General features: G+C 42.2%; 17 protein-coding genes. 9 read left to right on the top strand and 8 right to left on the bottom strand.

Annotation, left to right across the window (positions count from 1 at the left end; genetic code table 11):
• The first annotated feature begins 52 nt into the window (after positions 1-52).
• The 3 genes from thiE (at position 53) to JZ784_RS03780 (ending at position 2,523) form a co-directional block, all read left to right on the top strand.
• Positions 53-673, top strand: coding sequence for a thiamine phosphate synthase (gene thiE / locus JZ784_RS03770; RefSeq protein ID WP_005010544.1), 621 nt, complete (start codon positions 53-55; stop codon positions 671-673).
• A gap of 41 nt (positions 674-714) precedes the next feature.
• The gene (gene hemL, locus JZ784_RS03775) at positions 715-2,019 is read left to right on the top strand and encodes a glutamate-1-semialdehyde 2,1-aminomutase (RefSeq protein WP_346313860.1); all 1,305 of its coding nucleotides are present in this window, start codon (positions 715-717) and stop codon (positions 2,017-2,019) included.
• An 87-nt stretch (positions 2,020-2,106) separates the two neighbouring features.
• Positions 2,107-2,523, top strand: coding sequence for a heme-binding protein (locus JZ784_RS03780; RefSeq protein WP_346313861.1), 417 nt, complete (start codon positions 2,107-2,109; stop codon positions 2,521-2,523).
• 203 nt (positions 2,524-2,726) lie between these two features.
• On the opposite strand, the gene JZ784_RS03785 is transcribed toward JZ784_RS03780, so the two are convergent.
• The 3 genes from JZ784_RS03785 to JZ784_RS03795 all read right to left on the bottom strand — a co-directional run bounded on the left by JZ784_RS03785 (position 2,727) and on the right by JZ784_RS03795 (position 6,208).
• On the bottom strand, positions 2,727-3,920 hold the full coding sequence (locus JZ784_RS03785; RefSeq protein ID WP_346313862.1) for an MFS transporter: 1,194 nt from the start codon (positions 3,918-3,920) through the stop codon (positions 2,727-2,729).
• Between the two features lie 108 nt (positions 3,921-4,028).
• Positions 4,029-4,610, bottom strand: coding sequence for a TetR/AcrR family transcriptional regulator (locus JZ784_RS03790; protein ID WP_346313863.1), 582 nt, complete (start codon positions 4,608-4,610; stop codon positions 4,029-4,031).
• A 1,097-nt stretch (positions 4,611-5,707) separates the two neighbouring features.
• Positions 5,708-6,208 (bottom strand): Dps family protein, encoded by a 501-nt coding sequence (locus JZ784_RS03795; RefSeq protein WP_130144567.1) that lies wholly within the window; start codon positions 6,206-6,208, stop codon positions 5,708-5,710.
• A 766-nt stretch (positions 6,209-6,974) separates the two neighbouring features.
• Between JZ784_RS03795 and JZ784_RS03800 the strand changes: the two genes are divergently transcribed.
• Together JZ784_RS03800 and rapA are read left to right on the top strand one after the other, a co-directional pair.
• Complete coding sequence (locus tag JZ784_RS03800) at positions 6,975-7,619, top strand: RluA family pseudouridine synthase (RefSeq protein WP_346313864.1); 645 nt, start codon at positions 6,975-6,977, stop codon at positions 7,617-7,619.
• A 141-nt stretch (positions 7,620-7,760) separates the two neighbouring features.
• Positions 7,761-10,598, top strand: a complete 2,838-nt coding sequence (rapA, locus tag JZ784_RS03805) for an RNA polymerase-associated protein RapA (protein ID WP_219189547.1) — start codon at positions 7,761-7,763, stop codon at positions 10,596-10,598.
• A gap of 115 nt (positions 10,599-10,713) precedes the next feature.
• On the opposite strand, the gene JZ784_RS03810 is transcribed toward rapA, so the two are convergent.
• Complete coding sequence (locus JZ784_RS03810) at positions 10,714-11,001, bottom strand: hypothetical protein (protein ID WP_346313865.1); 288 nt, start codon at positions 10,999-11,001, stop codon at positions 10,714-10,716.
• Positions 11,002-11,198: 197 nt separating this feature from the next.
• Between JZ784_RS03810 and JZ784_RS03815 the strand changes: the two genes are divergently transcribed.
• Together JZ784_RS03815 and JZ784_RS03820 are read left to right on the top strand one after the other, a co-directional pair.
• Positions 11,199-11,465 carry a PAAR domain-containing protein gene (locus JZ784_RS03815; RefSeq protein WP_346313866.1) on the top strand — a complete coding sequence of 89 codons (267 nt, stop codon included), beginning with the start codon at positions 11,199-11,201 and terminating at the stop codon, positions 11,463-11,465.
• 127 nt (positions 11,466-11,592) lie between these two features.
• A complete protein-coding gene (locus tag JZ784_RS03820; RefSeq protein ID WP_346313867.1) occupies positions 11,593-12,414 on the top strand; it encodes an alpha/beta hydrolase in 822 nt (273 codons plus the stop codon).
• A 27-nt stretch (positions 12,415-12,441) separates the two neighbouring features.
• On the opposite strand, the gene JZ784_RS03825 is transcribed toward JZ784_RS03820, so the two are convergent.
• The 4 genes from JZ784_RS03825 to JZ784_RS03840 form a co-directional block, all read right to left on the bottom strand.
• Positions 12,442-14,826: a fimbria/pilus outer membrane usher protein gene (locus JZ784_RS03825; protein ID WP_346313868.1), complete on the bottom strand. Its 2,385-nt coding sequence runs from the start codon at positions 14,824-14,826 to the stop codon at positions 12,442-12,444.
• 5 nt (positions 14,827-14,831) lie between these two features.
• Complete coding sequence (locus JZ784_RS03830; protein WP_346313869.1) at positions 14,832-15,560, bottom strand: molecular chaperone; 729 nt, start codon at positions 15,558-15,560, stop codon at positions 14,832-14,834.
• A 305-nt stretch (positions 15,561-15,865) separates the two neighbouring features.
• A complete protein-coding gene (locus JZ784_RS03835) occupies positions 15,866-16,357 on the bottom strand; it encodes a spore coat protein U domain-containing protein (protein ID WP_346313870.1) in 492 nt (163 codons plus the stop codon).
• A gap of 214 nt (positions 16,358-16,571) precedes the next feature.
• Complete coding sequence (locus JZ784_RS03840) at positions 16,572-17,057, bottom strand: hypothetical protein (protein ID WP_346313871.1); 486 nt, start codon at positions 17,055-17,057, stop codon at positions 16,572-16,574.
• A gap of 227 nt (positions 17,058-17,284) precedes the next feature.
• Between JZ784_RS03840 and JZ784_RS03845 the strand changes: the two genes are divergently transcribed.
• Both JZ784_RS03845 and JZ784_RS03850 read left to right on the top strand, forming a co-directional pair.
• The gene (locus JZ784_RS03845) at positions 17,285-17,566 is read left to right on the top strand and encodes a hypothetical protein (RefSeq protein WP_005010519.1); all 282 of its coding nucleotides are present in this window, start codon (positions 17,285-17,287) and stop codon (positions 17,564-17,566) included.
• Between the two features lie 331 nt (positions 17,567-17,897).
• Complete coding sequence (locus JZ784_RS03850) at positions 17,898-18,581, top strand: response regulator transcription factor (protein WP_346313872.1); 684 nt, start codon at positions 17,898-17,900, stop codon at positions 18,579-18,581.
• Positions 18,582-18,593: the final 12 nt, after the last annotated feature.

Consider the following 18,593-nt stretch of genomic DNA (forward strand, 5'->3'; position numbering starts at 1 on the left):
ATTATTCACGCTTTGCCTATAATAGGAAAAATTTAATTGATGTGAATGTTGTATGCGCGGTTTATATCTAATTACCAATGATGATCCTATTGAATTGCTTCTAGCTAAGCTTGAAGGGGCTATGGCGACCTATGATGTTGCAGTATTGCAGTACCGCCGGAAAAAAGTGCCTAAAGAAAATCAGGCCTATGAAATTGAGTACATGAAACATCTATGTGCGCAATATAAAGTGCCTTTTGTCATCAATGATGATCTTGAAGCGGCAGTGCACTATGGCGTGGGAGTGCATCTAGGGCAAGAAGACGGCTCAGTTGCAGAAGCGGCGGCGCGGTTGCCAAAAAATGTGCTGATTGGCAGCAGCTGCAATAATTCGGTAGAGCTTGCGGAACAGGCCATTGCACAAGGCGCGACATATGTGGCGTTTGGTGCAATTTATGCTACAGATACCAAGCCGGAAGCGGGCAATATCGGTATAGAAACGTTAAAGCAAGCCAAAGCAAAATTTAACGTGCCAATTTGCGCGATTGGCGGTTTAACCGTTGAAAATTCAGGTGATGTGATTGAAGCGGGTGCTGACCTTTGTGCCGTGATTAGTGATATATTGAACCGGTCAATGTCCGCAGTTCCTGCACGAATCGAAGAGTGGTCTGATTTATTTGCATCAAAAGCGTAAGCTTTTTTTTGATGCGGCTTTATTTTTAGTTGAGACATTTCATGAGCTTATCTCCAAAGCAAGAACAGCTGTTTAAACAAGCCAGCAAGCATATTCCTGGCGGTGTGAACTCACCTGTACGTGCGTTCAACGGCGTGGGCGGTACGCCAGTATTTATTGAAAAAGCGCAAGGCGCATACTTGTATGATGTAGACGGTAAACGCTATGTGGATTATGTGGGTTCATGGGGGCCCATGATTTTAGGCCACGCCCAGCCAGACATTATTAAGGCTGTTCAAGAAGCCGCGGTCGATGGTTTAAGTTTTGGCGCGCCAACCGTGCATGAAACGACTCTGGCGGATATTATCTGTGAAATTATGCCGTCAATTGAATTGGTGCGAATGACCAATTCAGGCACAGAAGCCACCATGACCGCGATCCGCCTGGCGCGCGGCTATACAGGCCGTGACAAGATTGTGAAATTTGAAGGCTGTTATCACGGCCATTCAGACTCGCTTTTAGTGAAAGCGGGTTCTGGCTTGCTGACCAGTGGTGAAGGCGAAGCGACATCTGCGGGCGTTCCGGCAGATTTTGCCAAGCATACTTTAACGCTGCCGTATAACGATATTGCAATGTTAAAAGAGTGCTTTGCAAAATTCGGCTCTGAAATTGCAGGCGTGATTGTAGAACCTGTTGCAGGCAACATGAATTTAGTGAAACCGATTGAAGGTTTTTTGCAAGCCATTCGTGATGTCTGTGATGAACATGGTTCAGTGTTCATTATTGATGAAGTAATGACGGGTTTCCGTGTAGGTCTTGGCGGTGCGCAGGCGCATTATGGCGTGACACCTGATTTAACCACGCTGGGTAAAATTATTGGTGCAGGTTTGCCGGTTGGCGCATTTGGCGGCAAGCGTGAAGTGATGGAATGCATTGCGCCTTTAGGCAAGGTGTATCAAGCAGGCACATTGTCGGGCAATCCATTGGCAATGCGTGCCGGCATTGAAATGTTTAAGCATCTGCGTCAGCCGGGCTTCTATGAAACCCTGACTGAAAAATTGGCAGGCTTGCTGGCAGGCTTACAGTCTGCAGCGGATGAAGCGGGCATTCCATTTTTTACCCAGCAAGTGGGCGGCATGTTTGGGCTTTATTTTACCGATCAAGAAGAAATTACCAGTTTTGATGCCATTTTAAAATGTGACGTCGATGCTTTCCGCAAGTTCTTCCATGGCATGCTGCAACGCGGCGTAAACTTGGCGCCGTCCGCTTTTGAAGCCGGTTTCTTCTCTAGCGCGCACAGTGATGAAGATATTGCATTTACCATTGAAATGGCGAAAGAAACTTTTGCTGAAATGAAAAATGCATAAGCGCTGAAATCCAGTACACTAAAAGCCCGCATAATATTGCGGGCTTTTTTATATGAATTTGCAAATAAATGCACAGGGAATGAGCCAATGAAAACCAAACATTATCTAACACTTGCAGACGCTGAGTTTTTGCTGAATCAGGCGCATCAATATGCAATTGAAAACAGCTTTAATGTCAGCATTGCGGTTACAGATGAAACCGGTAATTTGCTGGCAATGAAACGTATGGATGGCGCTTCACCCATGACAGCAAATTTATGCTTAGAAAAAGCCAAATGTTCTGCGATGAGTAAACGTCCGTCAAAGCTGTTTGAAGATTTGATTAAAGGCGGGCAGATGGGCTTTCTAACCATGAAGACCTTTAATGGCATGCTGGAAGGCGGAGAACCAATTGTGTATGACGGTCAGCTGGTTGGGGCAGTAGGTGTATCTGGCGTGAAGTCTTTTCAGGATGCTGACATTGCACAGCAGGCGATTGAAAAGTTTTTAGTGCAAGTGCATTAACGGTTTGATGTTTAGGAATGTATAAAGCATTCCTAAGGTAAAAAATAATAGGCGCGGAACGTGAATAGTCACAAAAAAACCATGATAGTGCGCTGAACCCCATCATGGTCTCATATAAAATATTGATGCTTATAGAAAAACTTCAAGTAATTCGTATAAGGCGCATTATGGTAATTTTAAAAATACTTAATAAGTATCGCGTTTTATTCAATACTAAGTCGAGAACCTGATTTAAAGCCATTTTTATGTGCTGAAAATACAATAAATAGCCCAATCAAGGATAAAAAGGTCATGCTGACAAAAAAAGAACTGATGCCTATTTCTTTGAGAAGAATTCCACCTGCAATACCGCCACCTGCAACAGCTAAGTTAAAAACAGTCACTAACATAGACTGAGCAATATCGACATTATTCCCTGAAGTATCTGCAATAGCCGTTTGCAATAGTGTTGGAGCACCGCCGAAGGTAACTCCCCATAAGGCTATACCTATTATGACCATCAAAGTGTGACCACTAAACAGCCCTATAAAAATAGAGGCAAAAGCAAAACCTAATAAATTAATTAAAACTAATTTTCTTAATGCTTTATCAATAAAAACACCTGTAATCCAAATACCTAAAATTGAAGATAAACCGAATACTAACAGTATAAAATCAAGGGACTCATTGAGATGGGCTGAACTAAGATAAGGAGCAATAAAGGTATACAAAATATTATGAGCAAATATCCATAAAAAAATAACAGCTAAAATTGAACGTATTCCAGGATAGTAGAAAACTTCCTTTACCGATGTTTTTTTATCAACTGACTGCCCTTGGATATTAGGTAACTTTGTTTGTACCCAAATGATTAAACACAAAGCTAAGCTAGAAATCATAAAGAAAACGCCACGCCAATCAAACATACTCCCTAGCCATGTTGCTATAGGCACTCCCATGCATAAAGCAATCGGTTGACCAACGCCAACGATCGCCATAGCTCTGCCTTGTAGATTGCCAGATACCATATTGCGAGCATAACCAGCTAAAATTCCCCATATAACTCCAGCAGACATACCTGCGAAAAACCTTAGAAATAATATGACGATATAGTTTGAGGATATCGCTGTAAGACTATTAAAAATAAATAAGCCACTAATTGCTAATAAGAATAGTGATTTTCTTGACCAACTGCGTGTTGCAGAAACGATAGGGATTGCTGCAACGACAGATCCTAATGCATAAACTGAAATTAATTGTCCCGCTAAAGACTCTGAAATACCTAAGTCCTTACTTATCAAAGGCAATAAACCTGCTGGGATAATTTCAGTCATAATTGTAATAAATCCAGCAAGTGTGAATGCTAGTAATTTCCCAATTGGTAAGTGCTCTGTTGGGAAGGTATTGGCGCTGTTCATATAGAAAATATCTCTAGACTTTTATTTATAAGGGAATGATCATTCCAGTATGTGATAAATAAAATCCTTAGCTATCATCGATATTAGCTAAGGATCGATTAATAATTATTACAATATATTTAAAGCAACTTTAGCGACATTAGTCAGATATTCTTGACGAGTTTCTTCAGTACAGCCCTTACTTAAAACTCTTATCCCTTGAATTGTATTCACAAAAAAAAGAGCTAGTGCGAGCGGTGAATGATGTATAGAAATTTCACCACTTTCTTGCCCTCTCATGATTAAGCTTTCCAATGCTTTTTTTAGTCTTTCAAAGTTATAAATTACTGTTTTAGCAATTTTTTCATCCTGTCCTGCTAGTTCTAGGCTAGCATTAGCAATTAGACAGCCACGATGCTGTGAATCTGTTAATTCATCTTTAATAATTTGAAATAAAAGTTGGCTAATTAAATCTTTTACTGAACCTGGACTGGATAATAATTCAATATTAGCTTTTGTTTTGATTTGATAATGGTGTAGAGCTTTTTGGTACAATTCCTCTTTATTTTTAAACGTACTATATAAACTACTACGTGATAAACCAGTCTCTTCAACCAGATCCTGAATAGAAGTAGCCGCAAAACCTTTACGCCAAAAGACGTCCATAGCAGACTCAGTAACTTTTTCTGGATCAAATTCTTTAATACGCATAAATTTATACTGGAACAATCGTTCCTGTTAATTTATACAATGTATTCTGATGTGTCAAACTACATCCATTTAACATAAGGTTGCTATACGAAACGAAAATTTAAAATATTGTTTTTTTTCATGAGGTTAAAATTTTTTGACCGACTTGGAAAAACCGCAAAAACCCGATTTAGAAACAAATCGGGTTTTTATGGGTGATTTTGATATATTCAGCCATAAAAAGAGAACAATATTTAATTGAATTAATGCTTTGTTGTGCATTATTAACCTATCCATGGCTCAAACTATCCTTCAATTTCTGCGGACAACTCTTAGAGGGAAAAGTGATCAGCCTTGTACGCATTGGCTTACAACAATTCCCGCCCTTTGCCGCTATACGATCTCACACTGATTTCCTATCATTGAGATATAGAGTGCAGGATGCTCCAGACAAGAATAAGAAAGCAAAGAACAAGGACGAAGGTACGACAGGAGTTATACCAAGGTAACAGATATGTAAAAAAGCCCAACAGGATGTTGGGCTTTTTTATTGTCTAAAATTGCTCATCTGCCAACATCATAAGTCTTGATAGATCTGTTTAATGAATAGCTTGAACACCAAGATGAATCAACATAAGAGAAAGCCCTAGCAGCTTTGGCTGCTCTAAAGCCGTAGGGGGCATAATACTGTCTATGACTCTAAAGAACATGAAAGAACAGCGTATTTAGTATTGTGGTAAATACCGCTCAGAGTATTTCTGTCCTTGATCCTTTAACAGCCATTGGTGATAAAGGCGGTAGAAAGGCGCTTTTATACAGAGATGCTTACAGTTGCAGAGCAGCAAGATGAACTTTATCTCTCAAATTTTATTTTGAATAAGCTGTATAGGGGAAATCTAAGTTAAATCCAAGACCACAAGGCTGTGGTCTATGTATGTTCAGTTGGGGGGACAACTCGACATCATGAATCTTGGTGAAATGATATTCATGATGCCGATACGCTAATCTAATCAGCATAATACGTTATGTAGAAATCTGCGCACAACCTATCTATATGGTGCTCTATTTTGATATAACTCTTTAATATTTAGAATATTTAAGAGTTATATGCATATTTATTAATATTCTAGAGTGCTTCTTAACATCCACGCAGTTTTCTCATGTATTTCAAGTCGTTGTGTAATTAGGTCTGCTGTAGGCTGATCATTAACTTCATCGACAATTGGGAAAATTCCTCTGGCTGTTTTTGCAACAGTTTCGTGTGCATTCACCAATAAGCTAACCATTTCTTCTGCTTTTGGGACACCCTCAACTTCCTGAATTGCAGTCAATTTAACAAACTGTTTGTATGTTCCAGGGGCAGGAAATCCCAAGGCTCTAATACGCTCAGCTATTGTATCTAAAGCATTCCATTGTTCAGTATACTGATCCATAAACATGGTATGTAAACTGTTGAATTGCGGTCCAGTAACATTCCAGTGAAAATTATGTGTCATTAGATACAAAGTATAGCTATCAGCAAGTAACTTAGATAATCCTGCGACAATTTTTTCTCGATCATTGTGCGAAATACCAATATCAATTTTCATTGCTTTTACTTCTTTATTAGGGGGAGTCATAATTGATTTCCTGAATATTAAGTTAATGATATTTATATATTATTTAAAGATTTTTGATAAAAAACGGGTTGCATCTAAAACCTCGTCTATCAGAATATAATTCAACCGAAAATAAAAGCAATAGCTATTAAACAGCAATAATGTTACTTGAAAAGTAAACCAATATTACAGCCATTAAAAAACCAAGGTTAAATTTAAAGAACACAGTTCTTTCAAGCAGCTTAATCAAACCGTCCAACTTTTTGGGAATCGATTATTTAAGGGGCTTTTGATCATCTGGTTAACATGAAATCTTTTATATATAGCTCAGGGGGGAATAACCCAATCAAAGTGTCTTTATTATTCTCACCAATCAAAATCTCTGGTCTATGATGGTCTCTTTTATCATTACAGTCTCCATTTATTAGATGTCAGTGAGCGTATTGCATGCCTTAATGATTTTGCTCAAAGATCGGGTTCTCCATTTATTGAAACCGTTCTTTCAGTAAATTTGCGGCAGTACGGATTAGACTCCGCAGCAATGGTCAGCTTGACGGGATTATGGCGCGCAAATTGGGCAAATATCAGCTCTGAAGATTTATTAAAGCATGCAACTTTGCATGAATTGCTACAAATACTGATGCCTAAAAATTAAATTTAGGCCAATTGGAATTTTTTTTTTCTAAAATCGTAAAAAACGGTATTAAATCTGACATTTCGCATTGTATTTCTTGGCTAAGCTTTTTATCATTGCGCCCTTGTTTTCGCGATTGGCCTGGATTAAACATTGAATAGTTTTCTGACAGAACATCTGATTCATCGTGATGAGGATTTTATGGTAATCCACAAGCCAGCAGGCTTGCTCACTGTTCCAGGGAAAACGCCAGACTTGCAGGATTGCTTGATCAGCCGCCTGCTCCAAGAAGAACCAAAAACCTTACTGATTCACCGCTTAGACCGCGATACATCAGGTATTCTGGTTTTTGGTCTATCCCGCTTAGGTCAAAACCGCATCTCCCGTCAATTTCAAGAGCGCCAAACGTCTAAAACTTATCATGCTGTTGTGGCAGGTACTTTAGAAGGTGAAGGTACTGTTGATGTTCCCGTGGTTTATGATCCGAGCCGTCCGCCCTTGCATATTGCAGACCCAGCGCACAATAAGCCAGCACTCACGCATTGGGAAGTTATTGAAAAATTTCAAATTAATGGTGTGTCCGTAACACGTGTAAAATTGACGCCCATTACAGGCCGATCACATCAGCTGCGGGTGCATATGCAATATTTAGGTCATCCGATTGTCGGGGATACGCTGTATGCTGATGAACCGCATCAAGCGCTCATGCCTCGTCTTTGCCTGCATGCGGAACGCTTGAGTTTTCAGCATCCTGTGACAGATCAGGTCATTGAATTTCATTGTCCGGCGCCATTCTAGAAAATACTGATTAAACATTCAAAATGAGGCTCACTTTTTAGTGGGCTTTATGTCAAAATACATTGCTATTCGGTGTGAATTTTTGCTCAAATATCCAACAGGATTTGGGTCGTAAATTTGCAGTCCTTACTCAAGATAAAGGTGGAAAAATTGCAGCAGTTCGCTATTGGTCAACGTTGGTTATCGGACACAGAAACAGAACTTGGCTTAGGGGTTCTTATTGATGTAGATGAACGATCGGTCAGCATTTTATTTCCCAAAAGCGATGAAACCCGTGTGTATGCACGCCACAACGCGCCTTTATCCCGTATTGTTTTTAACTCTGGTGATGAACTTCAGGATCAGGAAGGCACAGTATGGTCAGTTGAGTCCGCAGAAGACCGCCATGGCGTATTGCGCTACAACGTGATCCGGACATTGGCGGATGGCACAGAAGAGCGCAAAGCGCTGAACGAAACCCGTATTGGCGCCAATATTCAGCTGTCTAAGCCTTTAGACCGCCTGCTGGCCAGCCAAATTGATTACAAAGAGTGGTATGACCTGCGCATTGAGTCACTGCTGATGCAGGCCAATATGCAGTCCAGCCCATTGCGCGGTTTGGTCGGTTCACGTGTTGGCCTGATTCCGCATCAGCTGTATATTGCGCATGAAGTCGGCAAGCGTTTCGCGCCGCGTGTTTTACTGGCAGATGAAGTGGGTCTGGGTAAAACCATCGAAGCCGGCTTAATCATCCATCAGCAGTTAAAAACGGGCCGTTCAGAGCGCATCCTGATTTTAGTACCGGATTCACTGCAATATCAGTGGATGATTGAAATGCGCCGCCGCTTCAATCTTGAATTCTCTTTGTTTGATTTGACCCGAACCGCATCAATTAAAGAGCATGATCCAGAACAGAATCCGTTCTTAACTGAACAGCGCATTATTGCCAGCATTGATTTAATGATTGACCATGACGACTTGCGCGAGCAAGCTTTAGAGGCTGGTTTCGATCTGCTGGTGGTCGATGAAGCGCATCATTTGATGTGGAGCGAAGAAGAAGGCGGCAATGACCGCTATGATCTGGTTGAAGAATTGGCGCAGCAAACGGCTGGTGTACTGCTGTTAACTGCAACGCCAGAGCAGCTGGGCGTAGAAAGCCATTTTGCGCGCTTGCGTTTGCTCGATCCTTCACGTTTCAATTCACTTGACCGTTTCTTGGATGAAGAAGAGCAGTATCAGCAAACTGCAAAAATTGCAGAAGTGCTGATGTCGGATATGCCGTTAGAAGCAATGCATTTAGATGCGGTTGAAGCGCTGCTGGGGCAGCGCATAGACGATACGCCTGAACAGCGCTTCCGCGCGATTCACGAAATTTTAGACCGCCATGGCACAGGCCGTATTTTATTCCGCAACACGCGTGAAGCGATTCAAGGCTTCCCAGGCCGTGACTGTCAGCCTGCGCCATTGCCGGCGCCGGAAAACTGGTCTAAAGACGGCAAGCTGCGTGAACAGATGTGGCCAGAAGAAGCGCAGCTGGATGGCGCTTGGATGGAACATGATCCGCGCGTGATGTGGCTGATGGAAAAACTGCGCACAGATTTAAAACACAATAAAGTCTTGCTGATCGCCCGCAGCGGCCCAGTGGTTGAAGCCTTGGAAAATGTGCTTCGCCTGCATGCCGGTATCCGCACAGCGATGTTCCATGAAGGCATGAGCCTGCTGGAACGTGACCAAGCGGCTGCATACTTTGCAGAGGAGTCTTATGGCGCGCAGATTTTACTGTGTTCAGAAATTGGTTCTGAAGGCCGCAACTTCCAGTTTGCCTCAGATTTAATTTTGTTTGATTTGCCTGCAAACCCTGACGTGCTGGAACAGCGTATTGGCCGTTTAGACCGTATCGGCCAGCAAAACCGCATTCAAATTCATGTGCCATACTTAGCAGGCACTGCGCAAGAGCGTATGTTCCGCTGGTACAATGAAGGCCTGAACATTTTCAGCAATATTTCGCCAACGGCACAAACTTTGCAGGAAAACTTCATTGTGAACTTAAAAGACTGCTTATTGGCAGATTTAGGGCAGCAGTTTGAAGATTTGCTGGAAGAAGTGTCTGTACAGCGTGAAGCGCTGGAGGCCGAGCTGCAGGCTGGCCGAGACCGCTTGCTGGAATACAACTCTTGCCGTCCAATCGTGGCGCAGGAAATTGTCACTGCATTAGAAGATTACGACGACAATACCACTTTGCCAATGTTCATGAAGCGCTTTATGGCGGCAACCAATATTGATTTTGATGAACAAAGCAATGGCACAGTGATCATTAAGCCGACTGATCAAATGCAGGTTCAAGGCCTGACCTTGGATGAAGACGGCATGACGGCGACATTCTACCGTGACCAAGCGCAGCTGCGTGAAGATGCGCAGTACCTGACTTTGGAACATCCATTCACAGAAAGCGTGATGGAAATGATCAATACTCAAGGTTTCGGCAGCACCAATGTGGCTGTGCTGAAATCGGCAGCGCTGCCGCAAGGTTCTGTGCTGATTGAAGTGTGGTTTAAGGTGGACGTCATTGCGCCGAAAGCGCTGAACTTGCCGTCGAGCTTGCCGCAGCAATTGGTGCGTGTGCTTCTAAGTGAAAAAGGCCAAGATTTATCGCAAAAAATTGCGCCAGAAATTTTGAAGCCTTATTTGCATCATTTAGACAGCAACAGCTGCCGTCAAGTGGTGAAAGCGCGCCGTGATGTGATTGAAGAGCGTTATAATCAAGCGCTGGAGATTGCGAAAGAAGCATTGCCAAACTTCAAGCAGCAGGCTAAAGAATTGTATGGCAGTAAATGGCAGTATGAAATTGACCGTTTAACATACCTGAAGCAGTTCAATCCAAGCATTCGTGAAGATGAAATTACGCGTCTGCAGAAATTCCAAAAAGAAGGCTTGGGCTTGCTGGATGGCCTGTCTGTTACGCCGGAAGCGATTCAAGTCATGGTTGTAGTGAAGCCTTAATTCAGGGCTTTCAATGCCGTATCATTTCTTTTAAAAAAGCGCCTATGGGCGCTTTTTTTATGGGCTGGCAGAAAATAATTCAGGCTATTTTGCCAAAGTAAAAAGCTGATATTGGTTAAGCGATAAAATTTTCAAAATGCTGCCAAATTTTGGCCGCGGCCTTTTCAGCGCGGTCAGTTTGCTTTTTTATGCCTAAAAATTCATGTTCAATTTCCTGCAGGCAGCGGGCTATTTCGGCAGCTGCTGCGCTTTTATCTTCGAGTACATCCAAGACATCAACAATATACGCATCGTATTCGTCTTGCATCGATGCATCTTTGCGGATGTTTAATGGATCCCAGTCATGCAGCAATACGTTTTGAATTTGCTGAATAAATAACTCAGAACGTTCTTCGGAATTCATGAAAGCCTCATAAAATGGAACATATAGTTTGAAAAACATTATAGCTGGAATACAGCTAAAAACTTAATCATTGCCAAGATATGGCACTTATCCTGATAAAATGAGAGCTACACATTGTGCAGAGACTGGAGGCTGGAGACCAATTCAGCTAGAATGCACGCATAATTAAAATAATGAATAAAGTAAGGATAAAAAGAATGGCAAAAGCACTGGTGACTTTAGGCTCACAAACTTCGCATGGCGGCGTCGTCTCTGAATGCGAAAATACTTTTACAATTAATGGCATTGCTGTGCATTTGAACGGCATGAAGCATTTTTGTCCAAAATGCAACGTGATGACCGCCGCAATTGCATCCAATCAAACTACGGTGGTTAAAGGGCGGGCGGTGGTCATTGCTGGAGATCAAACTTCCTGCGGCGCAACATTTATGCCAAATCAAAATTTGGTGGTTTCTGCAAAGTAGCAGATTGCCTGCTGGTGTATTGAGATGGAAGAATGACTGAACATTCAGATGAATATGCAGAAATGCAATTACTAAAAAATGCATAACGCGATAGGCTACCAGCAATGATTCCTGTTCTTTAAATTTTATGTTTCAGCCTATACATTTTACTCATGCCAACGGTATTCCTGCTGGCAGCTATGCTAAATTTTTTCAGGCATTTGATGCAAAATATAAAATAAAAGCCATTCCTGTGCTGGGAATGAGTGCTCAATTTCCTGTGACATATACATGGAGCCATTTGGTCAGCCAAGTGATTCAAGACATTGAACAGCAATTTCCAAATCAGCAGGTCATTGGTTTAGGGCATTCATTTGGCTCTTTGGTGACTTTAATGGCGGCGTATCAGCGTCCTGATCTGTTTTCGCAATTGATCATTATGGACCCGCCTTTTGTAATTGGCCCCAAATCAGCCATTTTTGAAGGCATGCAAAAGTTAAGGCTGAAAGCTGTTGATAAAATCACGCCTGCAGCGATCACGCTCAAGCGCAATGATTGCTGGCAAAGTTTTGATGAAGCATATGCTGCGCTGCGCCATAACCGTTTGTTTAAAAATTTTGATCAGGAATGTTTCGATGATTATTTTGCACATGGCATTCAGGCTGATGAACAGCGCGGCGGCGTGACATTAAGCATTCCTAAGCATGTAGAAGCGCATATTTTCCGTACTGTGCCGGCTTGGTGGTGGCGGACGCCGCGTAAAGCGCCGAATATGCCTGTACACCTCATCACAGCAGATCAAAGCCATTTTTATAAGCAGGGATTGCCGCAAGGCATGAAAAAAACTTATGGTATTGAGTTCAGTGTTGTCAATGGCGGGCATATGTTCCCGCTGGAACAGCCGGAAGTAACTGCACAATGTGTGCAAAAAATAATAAATTTACAGGCCGTAAAAAAAGGAGATTCTTAAGAATCTCCTTTTAATGCTTTTTGAGCGTTATTGGCAAGTGAGGGTAATTGGCTCATTGACCTTTGTATCGGGACCCAAGGTAAATTCACTTTTACAGACTTTATCCGCAGTTTGAACCTCCAAACTGTAATCTCTAGGCATCAAGTCATAGAGTGTAACGAGACTGCTGCTGGCAATCGGGTATTTCGCATTTGGAATGCCTAAAATACGGACCACGCTGCCACTGGCTAAAGCCTGCTGATTTGCATCAACAAACCTGAAGGTTACATCTCTGCTTTGATGATTGCTAATTGGAAAATCAATGATGTAGCCGCGCTGATTCATTGGCATAAAGGTATGGAATGTTTCGGCAATATTGGCATCAATGCCGACTTGGCTTTCATCAAAGGCAATGCTGTTTTTGGTATAGCCTGCTAAGTTGTAGCTGAAAATCTCCCCATTTTTATCGGTTTTTCCTATATATGAGCCATTGCTGTACACATCAATGTTTGGCGTATTTTCTAAGCGGACGAGCGAAAAGCTGTTGTTGATGTATTTGCTCAGGTCAAAGCGATTGCCCAGCCAAACGAGTGATCCCATATAGCTTGCGGTGTAATATTTTTGATCATCTGTTTGCAAATATTGCAAATTCAAGTCGCCGGCGTTGGTTTTAAAGCGTGTACTGAGATTGCCGGAATATACATCATGTGAGCGGCTTGCGCCGACCGTGTAGTCAAAACCAGTGTTTTCATAAGAATACTTGTTGAACTGCAGGCTGGTCTCGTCATCATCATGCTGTGAGAAGGTGATAGAATGCTTGCGGTCATCAAAGTTATAGCTCAGCATCAAATCGACACTGGCGCGGTCGCCGCTTTCTGCATCATAGGACACGCCGAAGCTGCCAAAAAGCCCTTTTGCGAGGGATTGGCTGGTTCTTAAGTTGAAAATCCGCTGATCCTGCCGGTCAGTGCCTTCGCGGTATTTTCTCTCAACATAGCTTAACGATAAGTTGTTAATGAATGGAATTTGATTTCTGGATAAGTAGATTTGGCTTTCCTGCTTAGGCAGGTAACTGGCTGTATAGTCATCTAAACCCAGCATGCGGAATTCTGGGCTGTAATACTGAGCGCGCAAGCCTATACTGTACGATTGCGTATCACGCTTAAATTCAGTATTGACGGTATAGCCTTCTAAACCGAGGTCATCTGCATGGCTGTAGGAAGAATTCACTTCCAGCAAGCCAAGCTTATACAGATACTGACTCCATAACAGTCCGGCGCTTTCCAGTTTTTTGCTGTAGTCGGCAACAGCGCCCAATGTCGTGGATGAGCTGATGCCTCTGCGGATATAGGCGCTTCCGAACCAGTCGCGGTAATCATTGTCATCATAGGCATAGTTATAGCGGAGCTTGCCGGCGGAAATATTATAATCCGTCAGTCCGGGGCGCAGCAGGCGCTGATTGACAAAGATCGGTATGCTTTTAACCGTTGTATTGCCTAAAATATCCTTTACGACAATTTCAGCATTGCCGAGGCCATTAAAGCCAAGATTGCTGTCTATATTGAACTGGCCTGGATTGACTTTGGCATTATAGGCTTGCGTGCCATTAATAATTAAATCGACGCTGGATTGAGTCAGCGCGCTGCCTTCAATCGAGGGGGTGTTCCAATAGATATAATTCGGGCGGCTGGTAAAGTTGGTGCCAAAGCTGAATCCGCCAAAATAGAAGGACTGGTTTAAGCCGGTATAGGTGCTGATATTATCGCCCAGTTTTAAACTGCTCATCTGTTTTGGAAACTCAAAACTCAATGAGGTATTTAAACGGCTGCTGTTCTGGACATTAGCCTGCTCATGATTATAGTTTTTCCGGAAAACATGGCTGCTGTTGAAGAGTATATTTTTCCAGAAGAGATTTAAGTCTGTAGAGGCATTTGCCTGCTTATTAAAATCCCCATCTTGAAAATAGAGATTGTAGTTTACAAAACCGCCTAAATTGGGCAGATCCGGCAGGTATGGCTGCTGAGATGACAGCTTTTGCGCCAGCATATATTGCGCAGGAATGCTGAGCTTGAATAGTTGATGCTGTTCATCCATTTGACTGCTGATATCCGGGCGGTCAATTAAACAATATTGCAGATTGTCTTTATTTAAATGGGTAAATTTGGATATATCGACAAATCCGCCTTTTAAAAGGCTGCATTCGATATAGGTCTGGCTGTTTTCCCTTAAAATAAATGCATCCTGCTTCAGGTCTACACCATTAATCCAAAGCCCCAAAATTGCATTTTCTGAATTTGGGCTGCTTACAGGCGGCTTTGCTGCGGATGCAGGCGAAACGTCCTGCGCTTGCGTATGTTCTAACTGAATGCAGCACAGCAGCAGGATCAGCACAGGCGGGGATTTGCGGATCTTGCATAATTGTCTTATCAGCATTGTCATTACTCCGACACATCAAATTGCAGTGTTTTAGAGTCTGCTGTTTGAACAATAAGTTTAAGGTTTGAATCAGGCTTAACAGCCAATGTATTTAAATCAAATGCAACTTGTTTATGCGGCAAAACATACTTCAGTTCTTGGGAATTAAAAATTTCTTTTCCAGCAGCATTCTGCAGTTTGAAACCCGTGATTTGAAAATGGGCGGTACCTGAATTTTTTGCCAGCAGCACCGGCTGATTTTTATTGTTTTTCGCGAGCTGAAAAGACATCTCTGGCTTAAAGTCCGTCCCGGCAAATAACGGGACATTAAAACTGTAAGCATATTTTAAGCCTTTAGCTTTCTCGGCATCAGGAAGGGGAATAAATTTGATCCGCCAGGCGGCTTCTTCCTGCAGCTGCATGGACGCAATAGGCTGCTTGAACCCCATGCGGATAATGCGCTTGCTGTTCGGTTCAAGCATAAAAGTAAGCGGATTGATCATCAACTCTGTATCTGGAGTTAAGAGTTCATGGCCCTGGTCATCCTGCGTCCAGCGGAATACATGAACTTCATAGCTTTGCGGCGGTTCTTCATTTGAAGAAATCACATTCATGGTGGTTGTGCGCTGCCCATTATCGCCAGTGATGAAAAGCTTGATTGGAAAAATAGACAAATCAGCATGTGCGGGGATGCTGACTGCCCCGATTGAAGCAATAAGCAGGCACGATAATTTGTTCAAGATGGAAGGCATTTATTCTTTTTTCCCCTAATAAATCTAAAAATCAAAGCAATTCAAAAATAGTTGCAGGTCTTTTCTGGCACATAAAAAGCCCTTCGGGAGAATGAATCAGCTTGATGGAAGTATATGATTTTATAAACAAAATAAATTAAACATTCCGCAGCGCAGATTTAATTTACTCATGACTTCAGATGATTTATTTAAAATCAGTTCGGTTCAATTACAGGCTTGCCAGCTAAAATATTTTGAGGCAGCATGGCTTAAAAATACATAAGTTAAGAAACATAAAATGAATTTATGTTTCTTAATAAAACCAATTAATAGGATATTTCAATCGTAACTTCGTCGGTGTAGTCTGTTGCAAGTAATGAGGACAGCGAAAAAGCTGGAGCGCTTGCGGTTAATGTGTAAATTTCAGGCGTGGCTGACAGCCCCGCTGTAACTTTAGTGCCTGCCGCATTATTCACAGGCACATTGCGTAAAGGGCTGGATAAGGTAATTGGATATGAAATAAGTGAGGTTCCTTTAGGGCCGGCATAGCGCAGCCATGATTGATTTACAGAACCGCTAGAGTTCTTGGTTTGGGCCGAAATTGTATAATCCGCATTGCACATGACGCTGAAAGTTTCGTTTACAGGCGTGCCATCAACTGGCAGCGACTTTGCAACTGTCGTGCCGGCTTTGGAGAGCGTACATGCGGTTGGAACAGTCAATGTATACTGCACAGTGACACTTTGTGTTGCTGCATGCGCTGCAAAAGCGCTTGCTCCAAGCAGCAAGGCGCTGGTTAGTTTAAATAGTAATTTCATGTTTTTAATTTCCCAAGGCTTAAAAAACGGGCTGTGTTATAGCTGAATAAAAATATATTTATAAAATGTTAAATATATGATTGAGTTTAGATTTGAATGATTCTTAGGGAATAACTAAATTTAGGTATTTTGAATTCATTCGGCGCATTGTTTGATCATCAGCCTGATGAATAAAACCTAATAATCCAAAACCTTAATATTGAATGACGCAGCGCTACCATTCAGCCGCGGAGAAAGTGAGGCTGGCTCTGTAAGTGCCGACTGGATATTGCGCTAAATCTTTATAGTGAGAAGAGGAAAGTTCTGCATAGGTGTTCAGGTTTTTGGTTTGGCTTGAGCTGTTGAAATGGACGTTGAAATCTGCATAAGCATTTGCGGCGGTCATCGATGCGCCTACGACAGGATAGTTGCCATCCCAATCTCCTCCGATTCTGGAATAGAGGCTGACCGGAATATAAACATCGGGTTTGCCGTCTAAACGGAAGACTGAACTATTGCCTGCGGGATTAGACCATTGAAAAGAAGGGCGCACTCGAATTTTACAATTTTTAAAATTTGCAGATACGCGTCCAGCTTGAGCGTAATTTAAATTAACATTTGTGACTGGCGCCGTAACGGTGCAGTTGTCGGCGTAGCTGTTCAATGTAAACGTGCAGCTGAGTATTGCGCTTAAAAAAGCTAAATTTTTAATTTTGAGCATGAGCAGTCAGCTTTAACTTATTTCATAGTAAGTGAAACTATGCTGCTGCAGTGCAGTTTTAGCGATACCTAAATTTAGGTATATATCATGAATTTTCGGCCCGCATGAAAAATACTTATTTTTAGGTATGCCCATGAAAAATTAAAATGACTATAAAAATAAGCGTTAAGTATTCCATCAGGCAGTATTTAACGCTTATAAAGCATTATGATAACAAGGAAAATATTATGAATCATGCAGTTGGCGCTTGGAGTGCGAAAAAAACTCCACTGTTGGGCAGTCCAGTATGGAAAACATTTGATGAAATTTTTTCAAAGCTTCTGGGCTGTGAATATACCTTAACGGCTTATTATGAGCAGGTTGTTGCTGGAACGCATTACTGCTTTGAGGTGGAAGTTAAGCCAATTTACCCGAATGCGGTTAATACAACTAAGTGGGCTTTAGTTTTTAAACCGCTGGAAGGCGCTGCTGTATTGGAAGGCTTCTACGATACGCTGCCAATCAAGTAAGCTGCTTGAAGAAATACTAAAGGCTGCGCAGCTTTTAGTATTTCTGATCCGCTGAGCTGCATAAGAAATTAGAATTGTACAGCAGCCTGATATTTTTTTAATAAAGTTTCTATTTGGAAAAAAAGGCCTTTCTGGCCCAGTCATGACGCAATGCGGCGACACGCGAGAATCCGCTTAAGCGGTTCAGTTGAATTTCCGCCTTTTGGCTTGCTAAGCTGCTAAAAATTATCTAAAAAAAAGAGTGAATGCCTCATCAACAAATCCCCAATTCTAGGGATAGAAATTATACTAAATATAGCAAAAAATATAAAAAAATATATCGGACAGTCAAATGCTGAATCTGAACTTCCCTTTGCTTAAGCCAATACTGATTCTGGAAGATGATCCCAGCGCTCAGGCGCGCATCCATAATATTCTGAAAACTTTTGGCTATCTGGATGGCGACTTATTTTTCTCGCAGACCGTAGATGGGGCAAAGCAGATTTACCGGCAGAACTGTATCGGTTTTTTTCTGGTCGATTTGGATCTGCCGGATGGCTGCGGCATAGAGTTTATTCAGTCCCTGTGCCAGAAGAATGCGCAGAATGCTCCCGTATTGGTCTTATCGGCATGGAATACTACGGAGATGATCTATAAAGCTCTGGCTGCCGGCGCTAAAGGCTATGCTGCAAAGGAACGGGATGATATTGAGCTGATGTTTGCAATCCGCACCATGCTTAAGGGTGAGGCAGTTATTGACCCAGGCATTGCAAAAGAAATTTTAAAGCAGCTGCATGTGACACAAGTGCAGGCTGTGGCAGGCGCAGCTGCAAACCTTCAGGCAAACCTGTCCAGCCGTGAACTGGAAATTCTGAATTTCATCGCCAGCGGCTTCAGCAGCCGTGAAATAAGCGAAAAAATACATATTTCCCGCTTTACAGTTGATGTGCATATCAAGAAAATTTATCAAAAGCTGCAAGTCAATTCGCGGACAAAAGCAGTGCATCTGGCGAAGCAGATCGGCTTATTGAGCTAGCTGCCGCCTGAA

It is taken from the genome of Acinetobacter sp. CWB-B33 (genome assembly GCF_039655955.1).
Classification (GTDB): domain Bacteria; phylum Pseudomonadota; class Gammaproteobacteria; order Pseudomonadales; family Moraxellaceae; genus Acinetobacter; species Acinetobacter bouvetii.

What these genes read in the sequence shown, in the direction of transcription:
- thiE (WP_005010544.1), top strand. Translation starts at nt 53, where the DNA reads ATGCGCGGTTTATATCTAATTACCAATGATGATCCTATTGAATTGCTT.
- hemL (WP_346313860.1), top strand. Translation starts at nt 715, where the DNA reads ATGAGCTTATCTCCAAAGCAAGAACAGCTGTTTAAACAAGCCAGCAAG.
- JZ784_RS03780 (WP_346313861.1), top strand. Translation starts at nt 2,107, where the DNA reads ATGAAAACCAAACATTATCTAACACTTGCAGACGCTGAGTTTTTGCTG.
- JZ784_RS03785 (WP_346313862.1), bottom strand. Translation starts at nt 3,920, where the DNA reads ATGAACAGCGCCAATACCTTCCCAACAGAGCACTTACCAATTGGGAAA.
- JZ784_RS03790 (WP_346313863.1), bottom strand. Translation starts at nt 4,610, where the DNA reads ATGCGTATTAAAGAATTTGATCCAGAAAAAGTTACTGAGTCTGCTATG.
- JZ784_RS03795 (WP_130144567.1), bottom strand. Translation starts at nt 6,208, where the DNA reads ATGACTCCCCCTAATAAAGAAGTAAAAGCAATGAAAATTGATATTGGT.
- JZ784_RS03810 (WP_346313865.1), bottom strand. Translation starts at nt 11,001, where the DNA reads ATGAATTCCGAAGAACGTTCTGAGTTATTTATTCAGCAAATTCAAAAC.
- JZ784_RS03815 (WP_346313866.1), top strand. Translation starts at nt 11,199, where the DNA reads ATGGCAAAAGCACTGGTGACTTTAGGCTCACAAACTTCGCATGGCGGC.
- JZ784_RS03820 (WP_346313867.1), top strand. Translation starts at nt 11,593, where the DNA reads ATGTTTCAGCCTATACATTTTACTCATGCCAACGGTATTCCTGCTGGC.
- JZ784_RS03825 (WP_346313868.1), bottom strand. Translation starts at nt 14,826, where the DNA reads ATGCTGATAAGACAATTATGCAAGATCCGCAAATCCCCGCCTGTGCTG.
- JZ784_RS03830 (WP_346313869.1), bottom strand. Translation starts at nt 15,560, where the DNA reads ATGCCTTCCATCTTGAACAAATTATCGTGCCTGCTTATTGCTTCAATC.
- JZ784_RS03835 (WP_346313870.1), bottom strand. Translation starts at nt 16,357, where the DNA reads ATGAAATTACTATTTAAACTAACCAGCGCCTTGCTGCTTGGAGCAAGC.
- JZ784_RS03840 (WP_346313871.1), bottom strand. Translation starts at nt 17,057, where the DNA reads ATGCTCAAAATTAAAAATTTAGCTTTTTTAAGCGCAATACTCAGCTGC.
- JZ784_RS03845 (WP_005010519.1), top strand. Translation starts at nt 17,285, where the DNA reads ATGAATCATGCAGTTGGCGCTTGGAGTGCGAAAAAAACTCCACTGTTG.
- JZ784_RS03850 (WP_346313872.1), top strand. Translation starts at nt 17,898, where the DNA reads ATGCTGAATCTGAACTTCCCTTTGCTTAAGCCAATACTGATTCTGGAA.